General features: G+C 35.8%; 26 protein-coding genes. 11 read left to right on the top strand and 15 right to left on the bottom strand.

From position 1 onward, the window contains the following. Positions 1–82: 82 nt before the first annotated feature. The 4 genes from DSM00_RS03850 to DSM00_RS03835 form a co-directional block, all read right to left on the bottom strand. Positions 83–1,768: an alanine/glycine:cation symporter family protein gene (locus tag DSM00_RS03850; protein WP_128756691.1), complete on the bottom strand. Its 1,686-nt coding sequence runs from the start codon at positions 1,766–1,768 to the stop codon at positions 83–85. A gap of 91 nt (positions 1,769–1,859) precedes the next feature. Next, positions 1,860–2,867: a potassium channel family protein gene (locus DSM00_RS03845; protein WP_241652348.1), complete on the bottom strand. Its 1,008-nt coding sequence runs from the start codon at positions 2,865–2,867 to the stop codon at positions 1,860–1,862. 2 nt (positions 2,868–2,869) lie between these two features. After that, on the bottom strand, positions 2,870–3,097 hold the full coding sequence (locus tag DSM00_RS03840; RefSeq protein WP_371454863.1) for a PspC domain-containing protein: 228 nt from the start codon (positions 3,095–3,097) through the stop codon (positions 2,870–2,872). Positions 3,098–3,151: 54 nt separating this feature from the next. Then, positions 3,152–4,444: a DUF2851 family protein gene (locus DSM00_RS03835; protein ID WP_128756689.1), complete on the bottom strand. Its 1,293-nt coding sequence runs from the start codon at positions 4,442–4,444 to the stop codon at positions 3,152–3,154. Between the two features lie 89 nt (positions 4,445–4,533). Here DSM00_RS03835 and DSM00_RS03830 point away from each other — a divergent pair, with 89 nt between their 5' ends. Next, entirely contained in the window at positions 4,534–5,055 is a 522-nt protein-coding gene (locus DSM00_RS03830; RefSeq protein ID WP_128756688.1) for a hypothetical protein, read from the top strand. On the opposite strand, the gene DSM00_RS03825 is transcribed toward DSM00_RS03830, so the two are convergent. The 3 genes from DSM00_RS03825 to DSM00_RS03815 form a co-directional block, all read right to left on the bottom strand. Further along, positions 5,056–6,036 carry a PLP-dependent cysteine synthase family protein gene (locus DSM00_RS03825; protein ID WP_128756687.1) on the bottom strand — a complete coding sequence of 327 codons (981 nt, stop codon included), beginning with the start codon at positions 6,034–6,036 and terminating at the stop codon, positions 5,056–5,058. A 165-nt stretch (positions 6,037–6,201) separates the two neighbouring features. Next, the gene (locus tag DSM00_RS03820) at positions 6,202–6,855 is read right to left on the bottom strand and encodes a DUF2306 domain-containing protein (protein WP_128756686.1); all 654 of its coding nucleotides are present in this window, start codon (positions 6,853–6,855) and stop codon (positions 6,202–6,204) included. A gap of 111 nt (positions 6,856–6,966) precedes the next feature. Then, entirely contained in the window at positions 6,967–8,196 is a 1,230-nt protein-coding gene (locus DSM00_RS03815; RefSeq protein ID WP_128756685.1) for an ABC transporter permease, read from the bottom strand. A 4-nt stretch (positions 8,197–8,200) separates the two neighbouring features. Between DSM00_RS03815 and DSM00_RS03810 the strand changes: the two genes are divergently transcribed. From DSM00_RS03810 to DSM00_RS03800, 3 genes are all read left to right on the top strand, one after another. Continuing rightward, positions 8,201–9,475 (top strand): exo-beta-N-acetylmuramidase NamZ family protein, encoded by a 1,275-nt coding sequence (locus DSM00_RS03810; protein ID WP_241652347.1) that lies wholly within the window; start codon positions 8,201–8,203, stop codon positions 9,473–9,475. Between the two features lie 158 nt (positions 9,476–9,633). Continuing rightward, positions 9,634–10,011, top strand: coding sequence for a carboxypeptidase-like regulatory domain-containing protein (locus DSM00_RS03805; protein WP_128756684.1), 378 nt, complete (start codon positions 9,634–9,636; stop codon positions 10,009–10,011). A 289-nt stretch (positions 10,012–10,300) separates the two neighbouring features. After that, entirely contained in the window at positions 10,301–11,851 is a 1,551-nt protein-coding gene (locus tag DSM00_RS03800; RefSeq protein WP_128756683.1) for a M20/M25/M40 family metallo-hydrolase, read from the top strand. 106 nt (positions 11,852–11,957) lie between these two features. On the opposite strand, the gene DSM00_RS03795 is transcribed toward DSM00_RS03800, so the two are convergent. Together DSM00_RS03795 and DSM00_RS03790 are read right to left on the bottom strand one after the other, a co-directional pair. Beyond that, positions 11,958–12,944 (bottom strand): DUF1028 domain-containing protein, encoded by a 987-nt coding sequence (locus tag DSM00_RS03795; protein ID WP_128756682.1) that lies wholly within the window; start codon positions 12,942–12,944, stop codon positions 11,958–11,960. A gap of 5 nt (positions 12,945–12,949) precedes the next feature. After that, entirely contained in the window at positions 12,950–13,447 is a 498-nt protein-coding gene (locus tag DSM00_RS03790) for a YkgJ family cysteine cluster protein (protein ID WP_128756681.1), read from the bottom strand. Between the two features lie 35 nt (positions 13,448–13,482). Here DSM00_RS03790 and DSM00_RS03785 point away from each other — a divergent pair, with 35 nt between their 5' ends. Both DSM00_RS03785 and DSM00_RS03780 read left to right on the top strand, forming a co-directional pair. Then, positions 13,483–14,208, top strand: a complete 726-nt coding sequence (locus tag DSM00_RS03785; protein WP_128756680.1) for a class I SAM-dependent methyltransferase — start codon at positions 13,483–13,485, stop codon at positions 14,206–14,208. A 116-nt stretch (positions 14,209–14,324) separates the two neighbouring features. Further along, positions 14,325–15,113: a membrane metalloprotease gene (locus DSM00_RS03780; protein ID WP_128756679.1), complete on the top strand. Its 789-nt coding sequence runs from the start codon at positions 14,325–14,327 to the stop codon at positions 15,111–15,113. A 75-nt stretch (positions 15,114–15,188) separates the two neighbouring features. Here DSM00_RS03780 and DSM00_RS03775 read toward each other — a convergent pair whose 3' ends face one another. Beyond that, positions 15,189–16,073, bottom strand: coding sequence for a CCDC113/CCDC96 family coiled-coil domain-containing protein (locus tag DSM00_RS03775; protein ID WP_128756678.1), 885 nt, complete (start codon positions 16,071–16,073; stop codon positions 15,189–15,191). A gap of 233 nt (positions 16,074–16,306) precedes the next feature. Here DSM00_RS03775 and DSM00_RS15505 point away from each other — a divergent pair, with 233 nt between their 5' ends. Then, on the top strand, positions 16,307–16,471 hold the full coding sequence (locus DSM00_RS15505; protein ID WP_164916292.1) for a hypothetical protein: 165 nt from the start codon (positions 16,307–16,309) through the stop codon (positions 16,469–16,471). Here DSM00_RS15505 and DSM00_RS03770 read toward each other — a convergent pair whose 3' ends face one another. Continuing rightward, the gene (locus DSM00_RS03770) at positions 16,472–17,164 is read right to left on the bottom strand and encodes an HAD family hydrolase (protein ID WP_128756677.1); all 693 of its coding nucleotides are present in this window, start codon (positions 17,162–17,164) and stop codon (positions 16,472–16,474) included. A gap of 125 nt (positions 17,165–17,289) precedes the next feature. Here DSM00_RS03770 and DSM00_RS03765 point away from each other — a divergent pair, with 125 nt between their 5' ends. After that, positions 17,290–17,454, top strand: a complete 165-nt coding sequence (locus DSM00_RS03765) for a Lacal_2735 family protein (RefSeq protein ID WP_128756676.1) — start codon at positions 17,290–17,292, stop codon at positions 17,452–17,454. A gap of 54 nt (positions 17,455–17,508) precedes the next feature. Here the strand turns inward: DSM00_RS03765 and DSM00_RS03760 are convergent, their stop codons facing one another. Both DSM00_RS03760 and ettA read right to left on the bottom strand, forming a co-directional pair. Then, positions 17,509–18,630, bottom strand: coding sequence for a PepSY-associated TM helix domain-containing protein (locus DSM00_RS03760; protein WP_128756675.1), 1,122 nt, complete (start codon positions 18,628–18,630; stop codon positions 17,509–17,511). A 216-nt stretch (positions 18,631–18,846) separates the two neighbouring features. Continuing rightward, positions 18,847–20,538 (bottom strand): energy-dependent translational throttle protein EttA, encoded by a 1,692-nt coding sequence (gene ettA / locus DSM00_RS03755; protein WP_128756674.1) that lies wholly within the window; start codon positions 20,536–20,538, stop codon positions 18,847–18,849. Positions 20,539–20,852: 314 nt separating this feature from the next. Here ettA and DSM00_RS03750 point away from each other — a divergent pair, with 314 nt between their 5' ends. Genes DSM00_RS03750 through DSM00_RS03740 form a run of 3 tightly spaced genes read left to right on the top strand, consistent with a single transcriptional unit; the run spans position 20,853 to position 24,845 of the window. Beyond that, positions 20,853–21,653: a 2Fe-2S iron-sulfur cluster-binding protein gene (locus DSM00_RS03750; protein ID WP_128756673.1), complete on the top strand. Its 801-nt coding sequence runs from the start codon at positions 20,853–20,855 to the stop codon at positions 21,651–21,653. A gap of 15 nt (positions 21,654–21,668) precedes the next feature. After that, positions 21,669–22,658, top strand: coding sequence for an FAD binding domain-containing protein (locus DSM00_RS03745; RefSeq protein WP_128756672.1), 990 nt, complete (start codon positions 21,669–21,671; stop codon positions 22,656–22,658). 9 nt (positions 22,659–22,667) lie between these two features. Then, positions 22,668–24,845: a xanthine dehydrogenase family protein molybdopterin-binding subunit gene (locus DSM00_RS03740; protein ID WP_128756671.1), complete on the top strand. Its 2,178-nt coding sequence runs from the start codon at positions 22,668–22,670 to the stop codon at positions 24,843–24,845. Here DSM00_RS03740 and DSM00_RS03735 read toward each other — a convergent pair. Both DSM00_RS03735 and DSM00_RS03730 read right to left on the bottom strand, forming a co-directional pair. Continuing rightward, the gene (locus tag DSM00_RS03735) at positions 24,842–25,312 is read right to left on the bottom strand and encodes a DinB family protein (RefSeq protein WP_128756670.1); all 471 of its coding nucleotides are present in this window, start codon (positions 25,310–25,312) and stop codon (positions 24,842–24,844) included. The two genes, DSM00_RS03740 and DSM00_RS03735, sit on opposite strands and share 4 nt — an antisense overlap. Then, complete coding sequence (locus tag DSM00_RS03730) at positions 25,312–25,488, bottom strand: CAL67264 family membrane protein (protein ID WP_241652353.1); 177 nt, start codon at positions 25,486–25,488, stop codon at positions 25,312–25,314. Before DSM00_RS03730 ends, DSM00_RS03735 begins: the two co-directional genes overlap by 1 nt. Between the last annotated feature and the right edge of the window lie 34 nt (positions 25,489–25,522).

Here is a 25,522-nt window from a genome sequence, read left to right as displayed (position 1 = left end):
TTAAAATTTCAGCAAGGTATCAAATCAAAAAAGCTCTGCTTGTAAATTACAAACAGAGCTTTAAAGTTAAGTTAAATAGCTATTATTTAATTGCTTCTCGTTTAAGTTTGATAGCAGCCAAGTATCTGTCTAATTGTTTTTTAACTACAGGAAATAAGAAAAACAACCCCACCATGTTGGGAAAAATCATAGCAAAAATCATAGCGTCAGAAAATTGCCATATAGATCCCATATTTGCTGCTGCACCAATAACAATAAAAGTCAAAAACAACATTTTGTAAACTAAATCTGCCAGCTTTCCTCTTCCGAAAAGAAATTTCCAAGATTGTAAGCCATAATATGACCAGGAAATCATTGTTGATACCGCAAAAAGAACAACAGCTATAGTTAAAAAGATATTTGAAAATGGGATATAAGCATCAAAAGCTTTTGATGTTATACCTGCTCCTTCATAAGATAACCCATCTATTATAACAGCTCCTGTACCATCACCACCATATTCAAAATATCCGCCAAAGTTGAAAATTATAATTACTAAAGCAGTCATTGTGCATATTACCACCGTATCGATAAAAGGTTCTAATAGCGCAACAAGTCCTTCACTAGCAGAATATTTAGTACGTACTGCAGAGTGTGCAATAGATGCAGAACCGGCTCCTGCCTCATTAGAAAATGCCGCTCTCTTAAAACCTACGAGTAGTACTCCTATTACACCACCTACGCCTAAAGCTGTAGGATTAAAAGCTTCTTCTACAATAAGGGCTAAAGCATCATCAATTAGCGAGAAATTAGATCCTATAATATAAATACAAGCCACTAAATACATAATAGCCATAAACGGAACTACTTTTTCGGTTACCTGAGCAATTCTTTTAATTCCACCTATTATTATTATACCTACCAGAACAGCAATTACTACACCAATCCAAAAACCAGCTCCTGCACTTTGAAAGTTAAATAACTCTTTTAATACTATAGTTGCTTGATTACTTTGAGCCGCATTCCCTCCTCCAAAAGAACCACCAATACAAAAAATCGCAAAAATGACAGCTGCGATTTTTCCTAAAGTCGCAAATCCCTTTTCTTTAAGACCTTTAGTCAAATAATACATAGGACCACCATACACAGTGCCATCCTCACCAACATCTCTATATTGAACACCTAGTGTACATTCTACAAATTTTGTCGACATTCCCAGTAAGCCACAAACAATCATCCAGAATGTTGCTCCGGGACCACCCAGTGCAATGGCCAAAGCAACACCTGCAATATTTCCATTTCCTACAGTTCCTGAAACGGCTGTAGCTAAAGCCTGAAAGTGACTAACTTCTCCTGCAGAAGCCTCATCTCGTATCGTATCTACAATATCACCATCAATTGCAAGGTTATCATCTAATTGCTCAATATGTTCTTCAATATCTACTTTATTTAGATCAACCCCATTTGCAATCCCATCTTCACCATAAAGCAATTTTGCACCGTGGTTTTCTATGTCTTCATACTTACCACGAACTGTTTGTATTGCTCTCCAGAAATATTTAAAATTTGGAAATCCGAAATAAATAGTAAAGAAAAATGCACTAAATACTAAAAGGACCAGTACAAATGGTATTCCTAAAACATTGAAAAAAATAAGGTTAAAGAAGAAGTCTGAAATCGGAGCAAAAGCCTGATCAATTTTCTGGTCGATACCTATTTCTACCGTTTCTTGAGCAGACAAATTAGATACAGATAAAAGCAAGAAACTTGCTAAAGAGAGTTGTTTCATAAAATTGAAAATACATTTAATTAAAAATAGAGCAATCCTTAAATCATTACTGATAATGTTGCTTACTCATCAATATTTAGTAAACATACTACTAAATAGCAAATTCTTTATGTAAATTTTCAATCTGTTCTGGCCTACCTATTACTATAAGTTTAGAATTTTTCTCAAGCAACATTGATGCTTCAGGATTAATCACATAATCTCCGTTAGGAGCCTTGTAGCCTATAATAGAGCAACCAGTCTTATTACGTAAGTCAATATCTCTAATTGTGCGTGTAACGTAATCAGGACACACAGCCTCAAATGTAATTTCCTGCACATTTACGCGACCTGCAGTTGTAACTTGTAGATTATCTAGAAACTCAACTAAATCTGGAACGACCACCAGAGAAGCCATATGATCACCGCCTATTTTATCTGGCATTATGACATTATCGGCTCCAGCAAATTTTAGCTTTTGATAAGTAGTCTCTTCAGATGCTCTGCTTATAATTTTCATAGATGCGTTCATTTGCCTTGCAGACAATACTACAAATAAGTTGTCAGAATCATCCGGGAGTGCAGATATTAAAGTAGATGCTCGAAAAACTCCAGCTTCGATCAACACCTCATCTTCATTAGCATTACCTTGTATAAACGGCATGGATTCAGATTGAAATTTATTTACAACTTCTTCATCCTTTTCAATAACAACAAAAGGCTTTCCGTAAGTTGTTAATTTCTGAACCGCTTGTTTTCCATTGCGACCATAGCCAACAACGATAATATGATTTTTAAGACTATCAATTTTTTTTTGCACTCTCCGCTTTTTTAATAATTCTACATTACTCCTGCTTAAGATATATTCAGTAATTATTGAAATGGCATAACCCAGTACAAATACACTTACTAATATGAGAATTACCGTAAAAATTTTTGCGGTATCATTAAGCGGTTGCACCTCACCAAAACCCACCGTACTAATGGTGATTATAGTCATATAAATAGCATCTGTCCAGGTATATAATGCCAGAAAACGGAACCCCATTATTCCCAGGCAAAGCATTCCTATAACCAGTATAATTGCTACATAAATTCTATTCTTAAAAATAGTCTCCATTGTTATAAATCAAACACAGATGTACGCTTTGTATAAACCAGATCTTTGAGTTTAAACCAGAAGGCCAATACCAGATAAACAGCAAAACCTAAGCCAGCTGTTGCAAAGGAAAGATAGATAAAAAATAAACGTACATTTTTAGCCCTAATCCCCATGCGATCTGCAAGACGTGAAGAAACGTAAAATCCATTGCGCTCAAAAAAGTGCCTAATATTATAAATCAATTCCATTATCAGAGGTTCGAAGCTTCTGCAAATTACTAAAATTAATGCTGTGCCAGAATACTAAGTTTTGTTGAGAATAAAATTTCCTATTTGGCACGACAAACACCTATTCTTATTGCAGTAATTTTTTTTCAATTCTATAAAAGCTTGTGAATGTAAGGCATCATTTTTAAAATTCTGCAGTTCTTGAAATCCTGTAACTATCGTATTTTTTTCTGAAGGAATACTTCTAACTAATTTTAAGAGGTCATCTTCTTTAGTTACTCCCTTTGCCCTTGCATATGCAAATTTTAGAGGAAGGAGTGTATTAATTAGTAAAAGGTCTATAAAAGAAGTGGTAAGTTTTTTGACACGTTTTTTGTGTAGTTTTTTAAAATTATAATGTGTGCTCCAATATTCTGATGTGGTTATGTTAAACAGCTTGTGAAATTCTTTTCGGTTACTTACCGTAATAATTTTAGAAAATAAGGATTCATTCTTTTCATATAGGCGTGCCAATTGTGAAAGTCTAATGGTGGGAAAATTAGGTGGGCGTAACTTGAAAAATTCGATACGGTGCTGCAAAGTAGGTTTGAAATTATATTTTGCTTTTGCGTATGTATATGTCTCCTTCCAACTTTGAGTTTGAGAATCTAAATGTTCTATTTCATTTAGAAATCCGCATATACCAAAAGACACCGCCTCTAATTCGCCGCTACTTTGCGTAAGCTTACGAATTGTTTTTATGTTTAGTGCTTCTGCTAATTCTTCAAACGCGTCAGCATTAATGACGGTTCCGAAGTTACGAGCCAACATAGTAAACAAAACAGCCTCCCAGTCTCCTTTTTTTACTTCTAATAAATGATCGACACCAATTACCTTGCGCTCTAATCGTTCAAAATAAATACGCTCTAACCAATTGTTAATTATGATTGTATCTACCTCAGCAAATTGCTTTTCACAATTTATAAAATTGTAAGATTTTGCTTCCAGTAATTTTTGGTAATTAATGAGCAGTGGAGGATCTATCCTATCTTTAAGTGTTAATGTAGGGATTGCTTGATTAGATCTATTAAACACCTCACAATCTTCTTCCCAGACTACGTGCAAAATAACATTAGAATAGGCAACGTCATTTTCGTGATTATGCAAATACCAGTCTGAACTTTTTACGTGAATTTCGACATTACCCGCCCATAGTTGTTCTCCTATACGTAATTGTGCGCTAAAGAAATCTGGCCCAGATTGATGATTATGAATTCCGGTATTGATGACTGTTATTATCTCACCCGAGGTGGTAACAAGAGGGGAAGATAATGGGCTAGCTCCCAACTTTCGGAATTTCCATAAATAATGAAGTAATGATTCTTTCATTACTATAAATATAATTCAATTTTAGCATAACCTTAATAACATCAACCAATAAGGCTTACTACTTTTAAATAACAACTAAATATATTACTATGAGAAAATCAATTTTTATATGTAGCCTCGCTACAACATTAGCATTTTATTCTTGCGGCAACAGACAAACAGACACTGATGAAATACGGCTAGAAGAAAAGGCTGAAAAAATCTCTCCAGATGAAATGGACCAAACCGGATTGAGCGTTTCATCACAAGATCCTGACGAACTTGCTGCAATTAACAGCGCTAAAAATCAGGTAAACAAATATTTTGAAGCGCTTAATAATGGTGATGATTTAAAAGCCTATGAAGAAATGGCTACTTCTAGCGATCGTGGTACACGCTCTTCTTTTTCAGAAAAAAATGCAAATATCGAATCTGTAGAATTAAGTTTTACTGAAGATGGTGAAGTGTCCATGCAAGGTGATAACACAGACATTAAATTACCTATACGATATGTTGTAAAAACAAAACAAGGCAATACTGAATCCTATAATGGATACGCCACAATCTCCAAAAAAGGAGATGATGGCGATTTTAAAATACAAGAGATGAATGTTACTCGTGAGAACCAGTAATTAATCTAGAAATCCTTTTTCACGCATCCACTCGTCGTTATACATTTTACCTACATAGCGGCTACCGTGATCGTGAAAAAGGACTACTACAACATCATCTTTCTTAAAATGATCTTTGAGTTGTAATAAACCCTTGATTGCAGCACCGGCAGAGTTTCCAAGAAAAAAACCTTCTTCTTTTGCTAGACGTTGTGTGTAAACAGCTGCGTCTTTATCTGTAACTTTTGTAAAGCCGTCGATAACATCAAAGTTCACATTCTTAGGAAGAATATCCTCCCCTATCCCTTCTGTTATATATGGATATATTTCATTTTTATCAAAAATTCCCGTCTCGTGGTATTTTTTAAAAACTGAACCATATGTATCTATTCCCCATACTTTAATATTGGGATTTTGCATTTTTAAATATTTACCTACTCCAGAAATTGTTCCGCCTGTTCCTACACCTACTACAAAGTGTGTTATATTTCCTTCAGTTTGTTCCCAAATTTCAGGACCTGTAGATTCAAAATGAGCTTTGCTGTTACTTGGATTATCGTATTGATTTACATACCAAGAATTGGGAGTTTCTTCGGCTAGACGTTTAGATGTACTGTAATACGAGCGCGGATCCTCCGGTTCAACATCGGTAGGACATACAATTACTTCACTACCCACAGCTTTTAAAATATCTATTTTCTCTTTACTCTGCTTATCTGAGATAACACAGACCATTTTATACCCCTTAACTATAGCCACTAATGCCAGCCCCATACCCGTATTACCAGAAGTTCCTTCGATAATGGTTCCGCCAGGTTTTAAAATGCCGGCTGCTTCTGCATCTTCAACCATTTGCAAAGCCATGCGATCTTTCACTGAATTTCCCGGATTGAAAGTCTCATACTTAGCAAGAACTAAACAAGGCAGTTCTGCAGTTAGTTTATTAAGTTTTACAAGAGGTGTTTTACCTATCGTTTCAAGAATATTTTGAGCGTATTGCATAAAATTTTAGCTTAAGTGTGCAAGGTATAATTTTATTAGATTTTTACATAATCACGCATCACAGTATTTAATTCGAAAAATAAGTTAAATTTTAGAGATACAAATTACATTTTCAGCAGCAGGATCACACTTAATTCTCCTAGGAACAACTGCATAACTAGTACTTCAATTAACTTCTGGTCGTAGCGATGTTCTTCTCACCTTTTTTATATAATATATAATGATTGCTGTACCAAAAAACGAAGGAATTATCCAAATTGCCACACCTGAGATACTTAATCCTGCTACTAGAAAAGCCGTAACAGAAGCAATGTAAGCTCCCATAATTTTACCTATATGCTGTACCAACCACATATTTCTCGTTTTGTGAGGATTTCTTAAAAATTTATAGTCTGAAATACATAACACAACTCCAACTATTCCGAAGTATATATAAAGAACTGAAACCTTCTCAAACATGAGACTACCACAAAGTATCATTACTATTGAAATACAAAACATAACTATAGTAATTGTCCAGTCTAATCGAGCAACCTTATTTTTTCTAAACTTATAGCGCAAAGCACGCTTTCCTACTACTACCATATATATGGTGAAGAGACCAATCAAAAATAGAAACAGATTAATATGACCCGGCATGCATGCAATAGGAAGAGAAATTCCAGAGCTCAACAACATACCGATTACAAACCATTTACCTGATTTTCTATGTAATGAACTTCCTTTTTTTGTGATAACGCTAAGTGTGCCGGCAATTAAACCTATTCCTCCAAATAGGGCGTGTACATAAATGGCTAATGTAATTACTGTCTCAATCATATTTAAAATCTTTAATAAAATCAAATATGAAGAGATCTACTTATTATAAAAATAAGTAATTACCCAACTGTAGAATTTTCAACCTGAAGTGTTCTTTATAAATAATACTTCTTAATTGAATTTAATGGTCTTGACAGGTGATATTCTAGTTATCACATAAGACGGTACTAAAAGCATTATAGCACAGAGCAAGAAAGTTCCTAAATTGAGAAGAACGATATAATACCAATCTAAATATACCGGTGCCTGACTCACATAATAAGTTTCTGGATTGAGAGTAATTATCCCAAAATATTTTTGAATCATCAATAACCCAATACCTATAACATTACCCCAGAATAAACCTATACCCACAAGATAGAGCGCATTATACATAAATATTTTACGTATGCTCCAGTTACTTGCACCTAAAGCTTTAAGAATACCTACCATTGGGGTACGCTCTAAAATCAACACAAGCAGGGCTACAATCATATTAATGCCAGCAACAATAATCATAACCACAATGATAAGCGCGATATTAAAGTCAAATAAAGACAACCATTCAAAAATTGAATAGTATTTATTTGTAATAGTCATCGAATTTAAAAAGGAACCTGTATTCTCAAAAACAGCATTTCCTATTTCATCAAGACGATCAAAATCAGAAACAAATACTTCAAAAGCACCTACTTGATCATTGTTCCATTTATTCAATTTTTGTATATGTCTAATATCTGCAAACAAAAACGTCTCATCAAATTCCTGAAACCCGCTATCATAAATACCTACAATATCAAAACGTCTATTCAAAAATCCTCCATCATCTTTTAAAAAGAAAACAATGACTTTATCACCATTTTTAAAACCTAAACGATTGGCCTGATAATTACTAACAAGTACTTCAGTATTAAGTGAACTTGAATAATCTGGAATTCTTCCTTCAATAAGAAATTCCTGCATATAACTCCATTTGTAATCAGCACCTACTCCTTTTACAATGATACCTTCAAAATCTGAAGGGGTGCGTATAACTCCAGCTTTTGTGGCTGTAGCTTGTATATGGCTTACTTCAGGAACTGAAGTGAATTTGGGATAAAACGATTGTTCTAACGGGATTGGGTTTAAGGTAATATCACTGTTGTTCCCATCAAACTGTGAGATTATAATATCTCCATTAAAAGCAGAGACTTTTTCTCTAATTTTCTGTTGTAGACCTACTCCAGTAGCAATGGTAATCATCATCATTACCATCCCCAAAATAATAGCTATTATGGCAATTTTAATAATAGGTGTTGAAGCAGTACTTTTATACTTCTTTGCGCCAATTATGCGTTTAGCTGTAAAATATTCAAAATTCAATCCTATGGCGTTTCGTTCGCTCAAAAGTACCTTTTTTTTAGTTTTTGTAATTGCAATTTCCTGCGGAAACGGTAAACAGACAAAAACTGATGATTTAAAAGCAGGTTCTAACTCCGCTTCATTACCTCAAGAGATAAATTCCGAAGATCTTGAAAACCCACATCTCATCTTAGGGGCAAACCGCACTGAAACTTATCTACCCTTACTTTCGGGAAAAAGAATTGCTATAGTAGGTAACCCGAGTTCGTTGATTTTAAAAGACTCAAAAAAGCCAGAACGCTACACACATCTGGTTGATTCGCTGTTGAGCCTTAATCAAAATGTGGTTAAAGTATTTTCACCAGAACACGGCTTTAGAGGAAATGCCGATGCTGGCGAAGCTGTTAAAAATGGTAAAGATCCTAAGACGGGGCTCGATGTAATCTCCTTATACGGAAACAATAAAAAACCAAAATCAGCACAATTAGAAGGTATTGATATAATCATATTTGATATTCAGGATGTTGGTGTACGCTTTTACACCTATATAGCAACTCTACATTATGTGTTAGAAGCTGCCGCAGATTCTAACATTCCGGTACTTGTTTTTGACCGACCTAATCCTAATGGAAGTTATGTTGATGGCCCTGTAATGCAAAAAGAACACATCAGTTTTTTAGGGATGCATGCAGGCGTACCCTTGGTTCACGGTATGACGATAGGTGAGTATGCAAAAATGATGGCTACTGAAGGTTGGCTTAACACTTCTAAAAAAATAAATCTACAGGTCATTCCTATGGAAAACTACGAGCATACAATGCCCTATTCGCTACCTGTACGACCATCACCTAATTTACCCAACGATCAAGCGGTACTATTATATCCCAGTTTAGGACTTTGTGAAGGCACTGCTCTCAATGCAGGTCGTGGCACCGAAATGCAATTTCAGGTTATCGGTTCACCATTTTTGCCCTCTAACTTATATAAATTAACCTATACACCTCAACCTAATTTTGGCTCCAAAAATCCTAAGTTTAATGGTGTTACCTGCAACGGATTAGATTTGCGATCACTAGAAAATCCTAGAGAAGTAAATCTTCGATTTATTATAGATGCTTATACTAGTTATTCACAAAAAGACACGTTCTTCGATACAAAGAATTTCACTGCGCATGCTGGTACTCCTAAACTTCAAAAACAAATTCAAGAAGGAGTTTCTTTTGAAGAAATACAATTAGGCTGGCAAGAAGATCTGGAGAAGTTTAAGCAAATACGCCAGAAATATCTGCTTTATTTATAAATTCTTGCAGAATAACCCCAAATAAATCAATAGTATTTTAACTATAATATTTTCTAAATTAATTACGAAAACGATATATATTTCTGTAATTTTAATATCTTACGCGCTAATATGCTATGGCCTAGTATATGAGCTAATTTATTTTAAGCAGACCAGAAATGAAATATTTATTACTTTTTTCTTGTTTTTTACTGTTTTCAGCTAACTTTTATGGGCAACGTCTTTACGGTACTATCTCTGACGCAGAAACAGATCAACCTATTGCGGGAGTAAATGTTTTTATAAAATCTTTAAAGAAAGGTGTTACTTCAAAAAACGATGGGGTCTTCTATTTTGAACAAGCAGATGGCTTAAAAAAAGAGGATACGATTCTTTTTAATATGGTAGGTTACAAAACACGCACGCTTACTCTAGAGGAATATGAATCTCAAAATAATAAAATCAAACTTTCAGAAGAGCAATTTAATAGTTCAAAATTATTAAAATCTTCAGGTAGAATTATATCAATAGGATCTACAAATAAAAACAGTGAGTAGATTACAGAAAAGAGTTCAATTATAAATCCAATACGCCTTATTCAGGGCGTATTTTTTTTTCAGTAATTCTAAAGGATTCAATAAATTTTTAATCAAAGATTAGCTTATCCATCTAACTAAGCAAATATTTCAGAATGCTCATTTTATAAATTTAATTAAGTAGTTAATAAACCACATAATCATTGAAAAATCACATAGAATAGACATCAGTGTTACTAAATCGTAACTAGTAAATTATTTTATTAAAAATAGTTGCATTATTTTTAAGACATAACTAACATCTATTTTAATGAAAAAAACCTTTTATCTACCGGTTTTAGGTCTTATGTTGAGCACAAGCCTATTTGCTCAAGACCAGAAAGAAACCGTTAAAAACATTGTAAGTGAGGCAACTACAAACTCACAACTCAAAAATCTAGCTCACGAATTACTCGACGTGGTAGGGCCACGATTAGTAGGGTCTCCAGAAATGAAAAATGCGCACGACTGGGCTGTTCAAAAATATGCAGACTGGGGCATTCCTGCAGAGAATGAACAATGGGGTGTTTGGAGAGGCTGGGACCGCGGAATTACGCATATAGATATGGTAAGCCCGCGTAGTGTAAGCTTAGAGGGGATGCAACTTGCTTGGAGTCCTTCTACTTCATCTAAAGGAATTGAAGCTGAAGTGGTAATTCTCCCTGAGGCAAAAGACTCTATTAGTTTTCAGAAAACTTTAAATTCGGTTAAAGGCAAATTTGTATTAATCTCAATGCCTCAACCTACCGGAAGACCTGATGACAATTGGGAAAAATGGGCTACGCCAGAATCATTCGAAAAAATGAAAATGGAAAGAGAAGCTCAAAATGATGCTTGGAATGCACGTATTAAAACGACGGGATATTCTTCACGAGAATTACCTAAAATACTGGAAAAAGCTGGTGCTGCAGGAATCGTAACGAGCAACTGGTCTAGAGGTTTTGGTGTAAACAAAATCTTTTCGGCATATACAGAGAAAATACCAATGGTAGATATCGCTCTTGAAGATTACGGACTTCTATACCGTCTTGCTGAATATGGTGATAAACCAGTAATCAAAGTAATGGCACAATCAAAAGATCTAGGTGAAGTACCTACTTTTAATACAATTGCTCAAATTAAAGGATCTGAAAAACCAGAAGAATATGTAATTCTTTCTGCGCATTTTGACTCTTGGGATGGAGCTCAGGGAGCAACAGACAATGGTACTGGTACCCTAGTTATGATGGAAGCAATGCGTATTCTTAAAAAAGTATATCCTAATCCTAAACGAACAATTTTAGTAGGTCACTGGGGAAGTGAAGAGCAGGGTCTTAATGGGTCGCGCTCATTTGTTAAGGATCATCCGGAAATTGTAGCAGGTGTTCAGGCCGTGTTTAATCAAGATAATGGAACCGGTCGTGTGGCGACCATTTCAGGTAATGGCTTTTTAAATGCTTACGATTATGTGGGTAGCTGGTTAGCTGCTGTTCCTGATGAGGTCGCAAGTATTGAAACTAATTTCCCAGGTATTCCTGGTGGTGGTGGATCTGACTATGCATCTTTTGTTGCAGCTGGTGCTCCGGCATTTAACCTAAGTTCATTAAGTTGGGATTATTGGAATTATACGTGGCATACTAACCGCGATACTTATGATAAAATTGTTTGGGATGATGTGCAGAACAATGCCATTCTTACTGCAGTCTTAGCTTATATGGCTAGTGAAGATGAAGATAAAACTTCACGTGATAAGATTGTCTTACCTATAAGTAAGCGTACAGGTGAGCAAATGACTTGGCCTGAAGCTCGCGATAGCACGAGACGTGGCGGACTTGATGATTAATAATAAATCACATTAATATGATTTAAAAAAAAGAGCCTTGAGATTATTCTCAAGGCTCTTTTTTAATATTGCTAATTGCAGTACTTCTCACCTGCACGTTAAATTTTTAAAGATTCTTAATTTCCATAACTTCTGCCTCACTTACTGTAAGCAATCCCGGTTTTACTAGCCTTCCTATCATCTCGCGCCAGTTTTCATTCTGCTCAAATATTGCTTTAAAAATAGGTTTAGCCATCTCAAGCTGTCCATCATTTGCCATGGCAACTGCCTTCCAAAATTTCATTTCTAAGTTATCTGGAAACAGTTCTTCCGCAGTGCCGTATTGTTTTAATGCTTCGGGCATATCACCTGTTTCGACAGCAAGATCACCTTTATTCATATATTCATAAGCACGGGCTACTTTTAATAAACGATCGAGTTCTTCTATAGGATTCTCATGATCATCAACGCGTAAATTAATTCGGTATTCTTCCCACGGATTTTCAACTAGATCAGGACCTACAACAATTAGAGCCGCACTTTGTTTTCCGCGGATATCTCCACCAGCTTGCTCTGCCGCCTTTAAAACTGCTACCATGCGTTCAGCCAGTGGCATTCCTTTATTTTCGTTAAATGCCTTTTCCATTGCAGGTACCGTTTGATCGGTAAGCATCATATTTGCCTGTACCGAAAAATTATCACCGGTAATCTGATCTGCATAAATCACACATTTTGCTCCAGTGTAAGCTGATGCGTTTCCGTTTATATCAAGAAATGCTACCTGACGGTAATCCTTGCCATCATCTGCAGCTATAAGATTTTGCAAAGCTTCCTCGGCAGACAGGCCTTCTTCCATTAATTGTAAGCCCTTAAGTCCGTAGGCAGGATTTACAAAAGATTGAGTGGCTACTACCCCAACACCACTTTTTCCCCAGGAGACCAGCGACCCTACACTAAACCAATGACTTTGAACCGCCACCGCCATTTCTCCTGTAGCAGCATCTCGTGCTACAATTGAAAAAGTATGAGCAAAAGCACTTTTTTCTGCCGGAATATTTTGGCTATGACTTAGCATTGTAATTAAACCTGTAAGAATTGCAATTTCAACTTTCATAATATCTATTTTAATTTAATACGGTCCTTCATTTTCTCAACAATGTTATACGCTGCTGGACATACAGGAATATTCTTTAAGGTAATATTGGTGATTTGCTGAAATTTTTTACGGTCGGTATGCGGGAATTCGGCACAAGCTTTAGGGCGCACATCGTAAATCATACAGTAGTTATCTGCTCCTAAAAAAGTACAGGGCAAATTTTGTAGAACATAATCATTGTCTTCATCAATGCGCAAATAAGCATCTATAAACTGCGCATCTTTCATTCTAAAATGTTTTGCGATGCGAGTCACATCTCTATCGGTAAACAACGGTCCCGTAGTCTTACAACAGTTTGCACACTTTAAACAATCTGTTTCAGCAAACTCCTCCTCGTGCAATTCTTGCATTTTATAATCAAGATCTTTTGGTGGTTTGCGCTTTAGCTTTTTAAAATAGGCAGCATTTTCTTTATGCTTATCTTTGGCAAGATTGGGCAACTGCTCAATAAATTCATCCATAAGACAAAAATAAGTAAATAAACCGCCTCTAATTTATGCTGAAAAAAGATTCTGATAATCCTGATATTTTTGGTTCTGCTTTGCTCGATTACCATTCCAATGATTATACTGAAGATATTACTGTTATCTCCTCCCTTACCGAAAATGATGAAATACCCGTCCCTTATCTATTTAGAGCCTATACAGAAATGCCAGAAATAGAGCAGACGGCTTTAAATCTTACGGTAGGTAAAACGCTAGATATAGGTGCGTGTGCCGGTAGCCACAGCTTATATTTACAAGAGCAAGGTATTGATGTGTTGGCTCTTGATCAATCTAAGGGAGCAATAAAAGTGTGCTCAAAACGAGGTGTACATAAAACTAGTGTTTCAGATATTTTAGATTTTAAGGAAGGTACTTATGATACGTTATTATTAATGATGAATGGCACCGGTATATTTCAGAGATTAGAGTATACTCAGAACTATTTAAAACATCTTAAGGAACTACTTAATGATAATGGACAAATACTCGTTGACTCATCTGATATATCATTTATGTATGAAGAAGAAGATGGCAGTTATTGGCGTGATGCAAGTAGAGATTACTACGGAGAAGTAACTTTTCAAATCAAATATAAAAATCAAACATCTGAAGCATTTGACTGGTTATATCTTGACTTCGATAGTCTTGAGAAGGAGTCAGTGCAAGTAGGTCTCAAATGTGAGAAAATCTTAGAAGGATCGCATTATGAATATTTAGCGCGTCTTACAAAACTTTAAACCTCGCTACTGCGTAGATTATATACGTTAACAATGCTAAATCTATCCTAAACCCTGCTATACAGGCTTGTTTAAATAAGCTTTAAATTATTTTTAGCATTTTTCAAAACTGACTAATGAAATTAAATTCGATTACCCCCTACCTTACCCTAATTGCAACCCTATTTATACTTTCTTGTTCATCAGACAGTAGCACTCCAGTAGTAGATCAACCTAATAATAAAAATTTAGGATCATCGGCCAGGGACTTTTTGAGTGCCGAAGAATATACAGGATTGAGTGTAGAGATCGCATATGTAGAAGGTTTTAAGCCATCGACTACAACTCTTAATAACCTAAGAACATTCTTTAATAAACGCCTTAATAAGCCAGACGGTATTACATTTAAAGAAACTATTGTGCCGGCTACTACTTCAGGGAGCCTGAATCGTGAAGAATACGTCAAAATTGAAAATGATAACAGAACCTTATTTAATACAGGAGACGAGCTTGCAGTATGGATCTTTTTTGCAGATCAAAATTCTGAAAGTGATGAAGGCAACACGCGTATTTTAGGAACCGCATATCTAAATACATCTTGTATCATATATGAAAAAACCCTTCAGGAATTTAGTGGTCGCATTGGCGGAGCCAATTTAACGCTACTAGAAAGTATAACCACCCAGCACGAATTTGGTCATTTGTTTGGTTTAGTAAACTTAGGAACTGAAATGGTACGACCACACGAAGATCAGCAGCCAGATTCAAGTAATAATGAGATTATAAAAGATAATAAGCACTGTAATCAAGAAGACTGCTTAATGTACTTTCAGACGGTAGGAGACGCTTTAGGTGGAAGAATGACAACCCTACCTGCGTTTGATGAATTTTGCCTCGAAGATTTACGCGCTAATGGCGGTAAGTAAATAATGATTTAGAATATAAAAAAAGACCGTTTTAGAAATCTAAAACGGTCTTTTTAATTTATTTATAGTCGCTTATTAGTCTAAAACAAGACTTGTGGTTGCAATTACTTTACCTCCATCAAATACGTTGATCTTGTATAATCCTTTTGGAAAATCGCTTCCTTTTGGCGCGATATTTTCACAGATATCAAGCGCTGTATTTTCATAATAGAACTTAGAAATTGTACTGTAAGTAATGCTAGTAGCATCATCAATTTTTACAGTTTTATTGTCTCCTAAAATGTTATTTTGAGGATCTAAAACCTGCACATATAATTGTTTGTCACCAGCTTCAGCAATTCTGTTTTGAGGTACAGTATAACAAGCTCTAATACGATCTACACGACGCGCGTTGTCATTCTCTACAAGTTTACCGCTATTTCTAACAATTACACCTGTTCCTACTAGCTTGTTTGCTGCAAGAGAAGAGCCTAAAGCTACTTTTTCTGCAAGGGCATCTTTTGCTAACGCAAGACTGTCACGCTTCATTTGAGACACTTCTAATTCATAAGATGTACTATCTACACGCATCGCTAATACACGGTTCATTCCTTTCAAACTATCATTTTGAGCAAATAAATAATCGCGCTCCTTCTTAAGTTTATAAACCTCATCGCGGTATTTGCGCAATACAGAAACGTTAGCTTCCATTTTTTGAACAGAATCGATCAACGTTTGTATACGATCTCTAGCTTGATTAAGCTCTGTATCCTTAAGGTTGTTTTCTTCGATAACAGCATCATACTTAGTCACCATTTGCTTAAGGTCATTAAGTACTAGTTCTTTCTCTTCAGTTAATTCGGCCTTCGTATTTTTTTCCTGATTATACAGTTTAATTGCAAAAGCACCGGCAATGATAAGAAGCACGGCTAGAATACCCGTTACTATCTTTATACCGTTATTTTTATTCTCGTTTTCCATAAATTCTAAATTTGATTAGTTTAAGCTTTTCTACTTAATTAATTGTTAACGCGTTTCAAGATTCAAAAGTGTGTAAAAGTTTTAAAAACAGAAACTATAATTTACTGTTTTTTAACTATAACAACAGAATTGTTCCCTAAAAAAGCGAGCAAACTTACAAAAAAGACAAATACGTTTGTTTAATATTATAAAAATGAATTAAGTAATATTTTTCATATTCCTATCTTTGTTTTATGAAAGAAGAACACAAACGCGCTAGCATTCTTTTTGGCGCATTAGCAGTAATAGCAATAATTGTATGGTTTTTTAATGCCAGCTTTGGCAAAGGACTTTTACTAGGTTTAGGGCTCGCTGCTTTGATCTATATTTTACGCAGTTTCTTACCAAAACGCCAATAATTAGAGTATTTCTAAAAGTTCTTTTGCATTAGAGAGCGCTTTAAATTTTGAGTGATTAATTGCTTCATCTACCTGCTCGTGAGACCAGGTAGTGTAAAATGGAATATGAAAAGCATATCCTCCCATAGCAAGCACCGGTATAACATCTGACTTTAGTGAGTTACCTATCATTAAAAATTCGTTAGGCTTAATATCTAAATGCTTTACTAGTTTTTTGTATTGTGTTTCTTTTTTATCAGAAACTATTTCTACGTGATGAAAATAATCAATTAGACCGCTCTTTATTAATTTACGTTCTTGATCTAGGAGGTCTCCTTTTGTGGCAACCACTAGTTTATATTTCTTTGAAAGCTGCTCTAAGACAAGTTCGATATGAGGTAAAAGGTCCACAGGCTCAGCCAGCATTTGCTTTCCTTTCTCTAAAATAAACTCTGTAATTTCAGAATTCATTTTATCTCCCATAAGACGATGGGCAGTTTCAAGCATAGATAATGTGAATCCTTTTATGCCGTATCCATAAGTATCCAGATTTTTAATTTCGGTATCTAATAAAATACGTACGATATCTTCTTCATCACCATACGCAGATAGCTCCTTTGCAAATGCTATTTCTGCATCTCTAAAAAAAGTTTCATTAACCCAAAGGGTATCATCTGCATCGAAGGCTATAACCTTAATCTCGTTTAAATTCAATGTATATTATTTAGAATTAGATGTAAAAGTACTATTTACTAGCGGAGGCAGTCAACTTATTAAGTGTTCTACTCATCATCAGAAATATTCTTACTATCTTCAAAATAAAAATTGAAACTTAAAATATGTTTGGACTATTCAAGAAGAAAAACGAGAAAGAGAAATTACAGGAAGCGTATAAAAAGCTCATGAAAGAAGCTTACGATTTATCTACCAGTAACCGTTCTGCCAGTGACAACAAATATGCTGAAGCAGATGTTATTATGAAGAAGATTGAAAATTTAGAATAAAAAAAGGCAATTCTACATAAGTAGAATTGCCTTTTTGATAAAATAACAGAACCTTTATTTTTTCTTCTTTTTCATTTTATTAAGCCAGATAAGCGTACCAGTCACGGGTAAACTTGTAGCAATAAGACACGTGATGAAATAAATTATTTTTGATAAATAGCCATAAATTTCACCAGTATGTAGTGGTTTAATTAACGATGCTATTTGCATGCCTAATGGCTTATCACTAAACTTTTCTACATCTAAAACTGCACCCGCCTTAGATAAATACACTACATCATAGGTTACTGGTGAAAAGTTAGCCGTATTGTATTTTCTCACACTATAGTACGGAGAACGACCTCCCGGCAAACTAACAGAAACCTCCCCAGCATAGTCAAGCTCAGTGTTAACAGTAGATAATACTTCTGGTAATGTGGCCACTTTTTCATCAGACATATCTACCTGATATTCTGGAGAAGATCTATTAAAAATTTCAGCACCTATAACTTTACTTAATCCTTCTCTATATCCCTCAAACGACCAGCACAATCCGGTAATACCCATAATCACAACAAAGATTAATGAATAGAATCCTAAGGTGTTATGCAAATCGTGATTAACCCGTTTCCAGTTAGCTTTAGTTTTTATCTTAAAACCAGATTTTACATTTTTCCATTTTACCTTCTTCGGAAACCAGAGCACTAGGCCAGTAACCGCTAGAATAAGAAAAATGATTGTTGCTACACCTACAATAGGTCTACCTATTGTACTGTCGAGCAATAACCAGCGGTGCATTTTAAAAAAGAAAAAACAAAAGGCATCTGCCGGGTTTGCTTCAGGAACTAAAGTTTCGGCAGTATAGGGATTAACCATAAGGTTTGTTCCACGTCTTTCTTTAGGATTTTCCTTAATTGAAAATATATAGGGTTCATCAGCACTTGCAGGAATGTTAATACTCGTTAGAACCCCCTTATTTGCAGCTGTAACTTTTTCAGTTAAAGAGGTAATACTTAACTGTTCTCCTTTAGGTTCAACAACTAACTCACTTGCAAATGCATCTTTAATCTCATGTTCAAAAGCTAAAATTGTACCGCTTAAGCATACTAAAAATAAAATAATACCACTTGCAAGTCCTAGCCATAAGTGAACATCATTTAAAAATTTTCTAAAAGTGTATTTCTTTTTTTTCTTCATGTTGTGAAATCAGCTATAAGTAACCTTAATCTAATGAGTGATATTATTTATCGAATTAAGCGCAAATATAAAAATCAAAATGACTTTGAACTATTTAGACTTAATAAAAATAAAAATATTTTCTCGTTATCACATTCAAGCTCTTCAGAATTGAACTCATAAAAAAGCCCCAGCATACTATTTGCATACTGGGGCTTACAATTAGGTTAGCGCAACTTAGCGAACTAGCTTTTTATATTTAATACGCTTTGGCATTAAATCTCCACCAAGGCGCTTTTTCTTGTTTTCTTCATAATCTGAAAACCCTCCTTCGAAGAAATAAACTTGACTATCTCCTTCAAAAGCCAGAATATGCGTACAGATACGGTCTAAGAACCAACGGTCGTGAGAAATAACAACAGCACATCCTGCAAAATTTTCAAGACCTTCCTCAAGGGCTCTTAATGTATTAACATCAAGATCGTTTGTAGGCTCATCGAGAAGAAGTACGTTACCTTCTTCTTTTAAAGTCATTGCAAGGTGTAAGCGGTTACGCTCTCCTCCAGATAATGTTGAAACTTTTTTGTTTTGTTCACTTCCACTAAAGTTAAAACGACTTAAGTACGCTCTCGAGTTTACTTCTTTGCCACCCATTAGCACAAGTTCCTGCTCATCAGAGAAATTTTGCCATATAGTTTTATCGGGATCAATATTACTATGACTTTGATCTACGTAGGCAATTTTTGCTGTGTCTCCTACTTCAAAAGCGCCCTTATCTGCTTCTAATTCACCCATAATCATCTTGAAAATGGTTGTTTTACCTGCACCGTTAGGTCCTATAATTCCCACAATACCAGCTTGAGGAAGATTAAAATTCAAATCTTCGTACAGCAATTTATCTCCAAAAGCTTTACTCACCCCTTTAGCCTCAATCACATTTGTACCCAGACGAGGACCATTAGGAATATAAATCTCTAATTTTTCATCTACCTGCTTTTGATCTTGGCTCATCATCTTATCATAATTCTGAAGACGTGCCTTTTGCTTAGTTTGACGACCCTTAGCACCCTGACGTACCCACTCGAGTTCGCGCTCTAAGGTTTTTTGACGTTTTGAGGCTGTCTTACTTTCCTGAGCCATACGTTTTGACTTCTGGTCTAACCAAGAAGAGTAATTACCTTTCCACGGAATACCTTCACCTCGGTCTAACTCAAGAATCCATCCTGCCACATTATCTAAGAAATAACGGTCGTGAGTTACCGCAATTACAGTTCCTTTGTATTGTGCAAGGTGATGCTCTAACCAATGTACAGATTCTGCATCTAAGTGGTTTGTAGGTTCATCCAGTAATAATACATCAGGTTCTTGTAATAATAAACGGCACAAGGCTACACGTCTCTTTTCACCACCAGACAATACTCCAACCTTTTGATCTGCTGGTGGGGTGCGTAATGCATCCATTGCAACCTCTAGTTTATTATCTAATTCCCAAGCCCCACGTGCATCGATCTCATCTTGCAACACAGCTTGTCTAGCCATTAATTTATCCATTTTATCAGGATCAGAGTAAACCTCTTCTAGACCAAATGAATCATTAATTTTATTGTATTCTTCAAGTATAGCTACCGTTTCTGCTGCACCTTCTTTTACAATTTCTAGTACAGTTTTTTCAGGGTCTAATTTAGGCTCCTGTTCTAAATATCCTACCGTAAACTCTTTATCTGATGTTACATCTCCTTGAAAATTTGTATCTAAACCGGCAATGATTTTCATCAAAGTAGATTTACCAGATCCGTTAAGACCTAGAATACCAATTTTTGCTCCGTAGAAAAAACTTAAATATATTTTCTTTAATACCGGGGTATTTGCTCCGGGATAGGTTTTACTCACACCGGTCATCGAAAAGATGATCTTTTTATCGTCGCTCATATGCGTTAATTAATTAGTTAGAAAACTGCAAAAATCACTTTCTACAATTGTTTTGCAGCGGTGCAAAGGTATTGAAAAGACGTGTGTTTAGAAACTGTTTATTAAGCTGAATTCGGCTCATTTATTAACTTCATTATTTTCCCATTTTTTGTTATTTGGGAAAATTATAACAGCATATAGAAACTAAGCTTAAAGAATATTACTGAAATTTATAACTAAGCAACAATAAACTGCTTGTTACAAAATTAAATTTCATAATCCTTTATCATATAATAGATTATGTAATTACTAACCCAATTTAACAAAGGTTGCAAATGGATAATTCTCAAGACAGCACTGAAAGTAATACCAATAAGCGAATGCTTGATGATGAGGAAAAAATTTTAGACGATCTGGGAATTTTCGGTACTGCCAGACGTTCCTTTTTAGGTCAGTTGTCTGCCGCAGGCATTGGTCTTGTAGCCCTACCCCATTTTTCATCAGACTTATTTGCTCAAAAAACTAAAAATATTTTGCCATTGGAACCAAAAGCACTTCTCAACCCGATTGAAGTTCAACTTCAAATAAACGGCGACACCTATCCGCTCCAAGTAGATTCAAGAATGACATTGCTTGATGCCCTGCGTGAAAGACTAGATCTTACAGGAACAAAAAAAGGCTGTGATCACGGTCAATGTGGAGCTTGTACAGTAATAATTGACGGGGAACGTAAACTGTCTTGTCTAACCCTTTCTGCATCCTGCAAAGACAAAAAAATTAAAACTATAGAAGGTATTGCGTCCGCAGATAAAATGCACCCTATGCAGGAAGCTTTCTTAAAACACGACGGGTTTCAATGCGGATATTGTACTCCTGGCCAAATTTGTTCTGCAGTCGCATTACTAGATGAAGCAAAACGCGGTGAAGTAAGCTATGTAACTCCTAACGTAAAAGATAAGGTAACTATACTTTCAGATGAAGAAATTCGAGAGCGTATGTCTGGTAATATTTGTCGATGTGGAGCGTATAACAACATCCTGGACGCAATTAAAGAAGTACACTTAGGAGAAAGCACTAGTACAAAATGGAGCTTTGCAACCGAAGAACAATTAACAAACAGTAAATCTGCAGATTAACTAAAAAATAAACCAATGAGACCATTTGAATTTTATAGTGCACAATCTGCTTCTCAAGCTGTAGTACAACATACTAAAAATAAGGAAACACATTATCTTGGTGGAGGAACAAATCTTCTCGATTTAATGAAGGAAGATGTAAAACGTCCCGAGCATTTAATAGAAGTTGCAGATCTTCCATATAAAGATATTAAATCCACTTCTGAAGGCGGACTCGCATTAGGTGCAATGATGAGTAACACGCACACCGCTAATAATACTGAAGTTAAAAACAAATATCCGCTTTTATCAATGGCCATTTTAGCTGCGGCTACAGAGCAAATACGCAATATGGCAACTAATGGCGGTAATTTGCTACAGCGCACGCGTTGTCCATACTATTTTGAAACTTCAATGCCGTGCAATAAGCGTGAACCCGGTACGGGTTGTGGCGCTTTGGATGGTGAGAATAGCAAGCATGCCATTTTTGGATGGAGCGAATCTTGTGTAGCAACACATCCTTCAGATATGAGTGTCGCTCTCGCGGCTTTAAATGCTACAGTGGTTGTTCAAAGTGAAAATGGAGAATCTCGCAGGATTCCTTTTACCGAATTTCACAGACTTCCAGAAGATCGTCCGGAAAAAGATACAACACTTAGTGATTCAGAATTAATTACCAGTATAGAATTACCAAAATCAGAATTCCCTACTCATTATTATTATTTAAAAGTTAGAGAGCGCTCTAGTTATGCTTTTGCCTTGGTTTCAGCCGCAGTAGGATTGCAACTTGACGGTAAAACAATACGAAAAGCGGGTCTAGCATTAGGAAAAGTTGCTCATAAACCCTGGAAACTAGAAAAGGTTGAACAATTTTTAATAGGAAAAGAAGCCACTAAAGAAGTTTTTGAGCAGGCTGCAGAGTTAGCCTTGCAAGATGCAAAACCTTTAAAACATAACGCGTATAAGATTGAACTTGCAAAAAAAACGCTCGTTCGTGCACTTTTACAAGCAACCTCTAGAAGTTAAAACCGGTATATGAAAGATCAAACAAAATCAAAAACAGGCGCTTCAGTAAATCGTTTAGAAGGTGCTTTAAAGGTAATGGGTAAGGCAAAATATTCTTCAGAATTTGCTATTGATAATTTAGCTTTTGCCCAAGGAATACAAAGTACGATATCAGCTGGAAAAATAACGAGCATTGACACTTCATTGGCCGAAAAACAAGAGGGCGTGATTAAAATTATAACCCACGAAAATGCTTTAAAACTTAAAGGTTACGGTGGGCGCTTTGAAGAACCAGACACAAAAAGTATCTCTCCTAGTCTTCAAACCCCAGATGTACATTACTATGGAGAATATATAGGCGTGGTAGTAGCCGAAACCTTTGAGCAAGCTCGATATGCTGCTAATCTAGTCAAAGTTACCTACGCTAAAAGCGAGCCGAAATTTATTTTTGATGAGCATTTAGACGAACTCTACATGCCCAAAGAAATCAACGATAAAGCCAAAACAAATACGCAATGGGGCGATGTAGAGAAAGGACTTAAGGATGCTTACAAAACCATTGATGTTACCTACAACACTCCTGTAGAACACCATCACCCCATGGAGCTTCACAATATAATAGCAACTTGGGAAGGGGATAAAGTTATTGCTTATGCCTCTACACAAATAGTAGCTCACGCCGTGAAAACAATTGCAGATACTTTTGAAATTCCAGAAGATAACGTGCGTGTTATTACACCCTACGTAGGTGGAGGATTTGGTTCTAAATTGCAATTACGAGAGCACGGAACTTTAGGAATAATGGCTTCTAAAATGATCGGGAGACCTGTACAACTAACTGTAACGCGACACGAGATGTTTACAGCAGTAGGTTTTAGACAGCATAACAGACAACATATGCGTCTGGGAGCAGATAAAGAAGGTAACCTCACTGCATTATCACATGAGACCTCAGCGGCTACATCTACTTATGAAGAATTTCAGGAACCTTGTGGCGCTATATCACAAACACTCTATAACACTCCAAACTCATTAGTTACTCATAAACTAATGAAATTAAATCTACCATCCCCGAGATGGATGCGAGCTCCCGGTGAAGCTCCTGGAAGTTTTGCGCTAGAATCTGCAATGGATGAACTAGCTTATAAATTACAAATGGATCCGGCAGAATTCCGTATTAAAAATGATACACAGCACGATCTTAGCGTTGACAAACCGTTCTCATCGAGACAGTTTGTAGAATGTATACGCATAGGGGCAGAGAAATTTGACTGGAAAAATAAATGGAAACCTACACCCGGACATACTAAAAAAGAAAATTGGTTAGTAGGCTACGGTATGAGTGGTTCTTCTAGACAATCGCCCTATATGGAAAGCTCTGCGCTTATAAAGTTAAAACTAGACAACGATAAAGTGCAAGTAACTGTACAAACAGATGCTACCGATATAGGCACCGGAAGTTACACTATCATTGGGCAAACTATTTCAGAATATCTTGATATCCCATTAGAACAAATAAGTGTCGAGTTAGGAGATTCAAAATTTCCAAAAACACCTGGATCGGGTGGCTCCTGGGGTGCTGCATCCTATACAAATGGTGTAAAAGTAGCTTGTGACAATGCCATAAGCACCCTTAAGACATTAGCGAGTACCAGTGAAGATCTTTCGGTGATAGAATTAATGAAGAAGGCTGATTTAACTGAATTTGAAGCAAAAGGAACGGCAGGTCCTACTGAAGAATTTGAGAATTATTCGGTGTATTCATTTGGCGCCAACTTCTGTGAAGTGTGGGTTGATGAGTATAGTGGTATGGTGCGCCTTGAACACTTTGTAAATGTTGGATCTGCAGGAAAAATACTGAACCCAAAAACCGCATATGGTCAAATTATAGGAGGTATTACCTGGGGTGTAGGACAAGCATTAACCGAACATTCGCAAGTTGAACCTAACCACGGAAATTTCATCACGCGTTCTTTTGCAGATTATCACGTGCCTGTAAACTTAGATTTAGGTAAAATTGATGTAATCTTTTTACCAGAAGATGATTATATCGCTAATCCTATGGGAGTTAAAGGTATAGGTGAATTAGGAATCACCAGCATCGCTGCAGCAATTGCAAATGCAGTATTTAATGCCACCGGCAAACGCGTACGTGACCTACCTATTACACCCGAAAAAATAATGAAAACAAAAATTGAAGTAGCCTAGTGCAGACCCAACAGTCTTAATATAAGTGCTAATTGACCGGTATGATAAGCATTATGCTCTACAACAAGCATTAGCTCTCGAAGTACAGACTGTTTTTCACCGTGTTTTGCCACAGCTAATAAATCAACATCTTCCTGTTCAATAAAATTTGAAAGGGCAGAACGTTCTGAAATAAAATTTTCTTTAAGTTCTTTCCATTCTTTTTTTGAACTAGCAGTATTTTCTAATGGCCAGTAATCTGCTGGCCAATTAGGAAGTATATAATTTTCTGAAATGCAGAAATCGAGAATATCCCGTTGTGCAAAACGTATGTGATAGAAAATTTCATAAAATGAATATGGAAGACCTACCGGACGATCACCTATACTTTTAAAACTTATTTTTTCAAGCAATTCATCAATAGAGATGAATGCTTCGCCCCCTTTGAGATGTTTTAAAAGTTGGTCTTTGATCGTATTTTCTATCATTAAACCCGTCCCTTTAATGCGTTGAAAACCCAGGCAATGGCAAAAAAGCCAATACCCACAGCAGCAAAACCATAACCTGCAATTTCATTATATCTAAAAGCACCTAATGCTATAAGTGCCAGTCCCACAACTATCATTATAAAAGTTGCCCAACTAAGTACTGTATTTTTATTCATCATGAGTAATAGATTTAATTTGCAAACATCGAGA

The sequence above is a fragment of the Leeuwenhoekiella aequorea genome, from assembly GCF_004104375.1.
In the GTDB taxonomy this organism is placed as follows: domain Bacteria; phylum Bacteroidota; class Bacteroidia; order Flavobacteriales; family Flavobacteriaceae; genus Leeuwenhoekiella; species Leeuwenhoekiella aequorea.
Note: the sequence above shows the minus strand (reverse complement) of the source record. Positions and strands in the feature narration are given on the sequence as shown.

Bases quoted from the DNA above. Each gene is read 5' to 3' on its own strand.
- DSM00_RS03850 (WP_128756691.1), bottom strand. From the start codon at position 1,768: ATGAAACAACTCTCTTTAGCAAGTTTCTTGCTTTTATCTGTATCTAAT.
- DSM00_RS03845 (WP_241652348.1), bottom strand. From the start codon at position 2,867: ATGGAGACTATTTTTAAGAATAGAATTTATGTAGCAATTATACTGGTT.
- DSM00_RS03840 (WP_371454863.1), bottom strand. From the start codon at position 3,097: ATGGAATTGATTTATAATATTAGGCACTTTTTTGAGCGCAATGGATTT.
- DSM00_RS03835 (WP_128756689.1), bottom strand. From the start codon at position 4,444: ATGAAAGAATCATTACTTCATTATTTATGGAAATTCCGAAAGTTGGGA.
- DSM00_RS03830 (WP_128756688.1), top strand. From the start codon at position 4,534: ATGAGAAAATCAATTTTTATATGTAGCCTCGCTACAACATTAGCATTT.
- DSM00_RS03825 (WP_128756687.1), bottom strand. From the start codon at position 6,036: ATGCAATACGCTCAAAATATTCTTGAAACGATAGGTAAAACACCTCTT.
- DSM00_RS03820 (WP_128756686.1), bottom strand. From the start codon at position 6,855: ATGATTGAGACAGTAATTACATTAGCCATTTATGTACACGCCCTATTT.
- DSM00_RS03810 (WP_241652347.1), top strand. From the start codon at position 8,201: ATGGCGTTTCGTTCGCTCAAAAGTACCTTTTTTTTAGTTTTTGTAATT.
- DSM00_RS03805 (WP_128756684.1), top strand. From the start codon at position 9,634: ATGAAATATTTATTACTTTTTTCTTGTTTTTTACTGTTTTCAGCTAAC.
- DSM00_RS03800 (WP_128756683.1), top strand. From the start codon at position 10,301: ATGAAAAAAACCTTTTATCTACCGGTTTTAGGTCTTATGTTGAGCACA.
- DSM00_RS03795 (WP_128756682.1), bottom strand. From the start codon at position 12,944: ATGAAAGTTGAAATTGCAATTCTTACAGGTTTAATTACAATGCTAAGT.
- DSM00_RS03790 (WP_128756681.1), bottom strand. From the start codon at position 13,447: ATGGATGAATTTATTGAGCAGTTGCCCAATCTTGCCAAAGATAAGCAT.
- DSM00_RS03785 (WP_128756680.1), top strand. From the start codon at position 13,483: ATGCTGAAAAAAGATTCTGATAATCCTGATATTTTTGGTTCTGCTTTG.
- DSM00_RS03780 (WP_128756679.1), top strand. From the start codon at position 14,325: ATGAAATTAAATTCGATTACCCCCTACCTTACCCTAATTGCAACCCTA.
- DSM00_RS03775 (WP_128756678.1), bottom strand. From the start codon at position 16,073: ATGGAAAACGAGAATAAAAATAACGGTATAAAGATAGTAACGGGTATT.
- DSM00_RS15505 (WP_164916292.1), top strand. From the start codon at position 16,307: ATGAAAGAAGAACACAAACGCGCTAGCATTCTTTTTGGCGCATTAGCA.
- DSM00_RS03765 (WP_128756676.1), top strand. From the start codon at position 17,290: ATGTTTGGACTATTCAAGAAGAAAAACGAGAAAGAGAAATTACAGGAA.
- DSM00_RS03760 (WP_128756675.1), bottom strand. From the start codon at position 18,630: ATGAAGAAAAAAAAGAAATACACTTTTAGAAAATTTTTAAATGATGTT.
- ettA (WP_128756674.1), bottom strand. From the start codon at position 20,538: ATGAGCGACGATAAAAAGATCATCTTTTCGATGACCGGTGTGAGTAAA.
- DSM00_RS03750 (WP_128756673.1), top strand. From the start codon at position 20,853: ATGGATAATTCTCAAGACAGCACTGAAAGTAATACCAATAAGCGAATG.
- DSM00_RS03745 (WP_128756672.1), top strand. From the start codon at position 21,669: ATGAGACCATTTGAATTTTATAGTGCACAATCTGCTTCTCAAGCTGTA.
- DSM00_RS03740 (WP_128756671.1), top strand. From the start codon at position 22,668: ATGAAAGATCAAACAAAATCAAAAACAGGCGCTTCAGTAAATCGTTTA.
- DSM00_RS03735 (WP_128756670.1), bottom strand. From the start codon at position 25,312: ATGATAGAAAATACGATCAAAGACCAACTTTTAAAACATCTCAAAGGG.
- DSM00_RS03730 (WP_241652353.1), bottom strand. From the start codon at position 25,488: ATGAATAAAAATACAGTACTTAGTTGGGCAACTTTTATAATGATAGTT.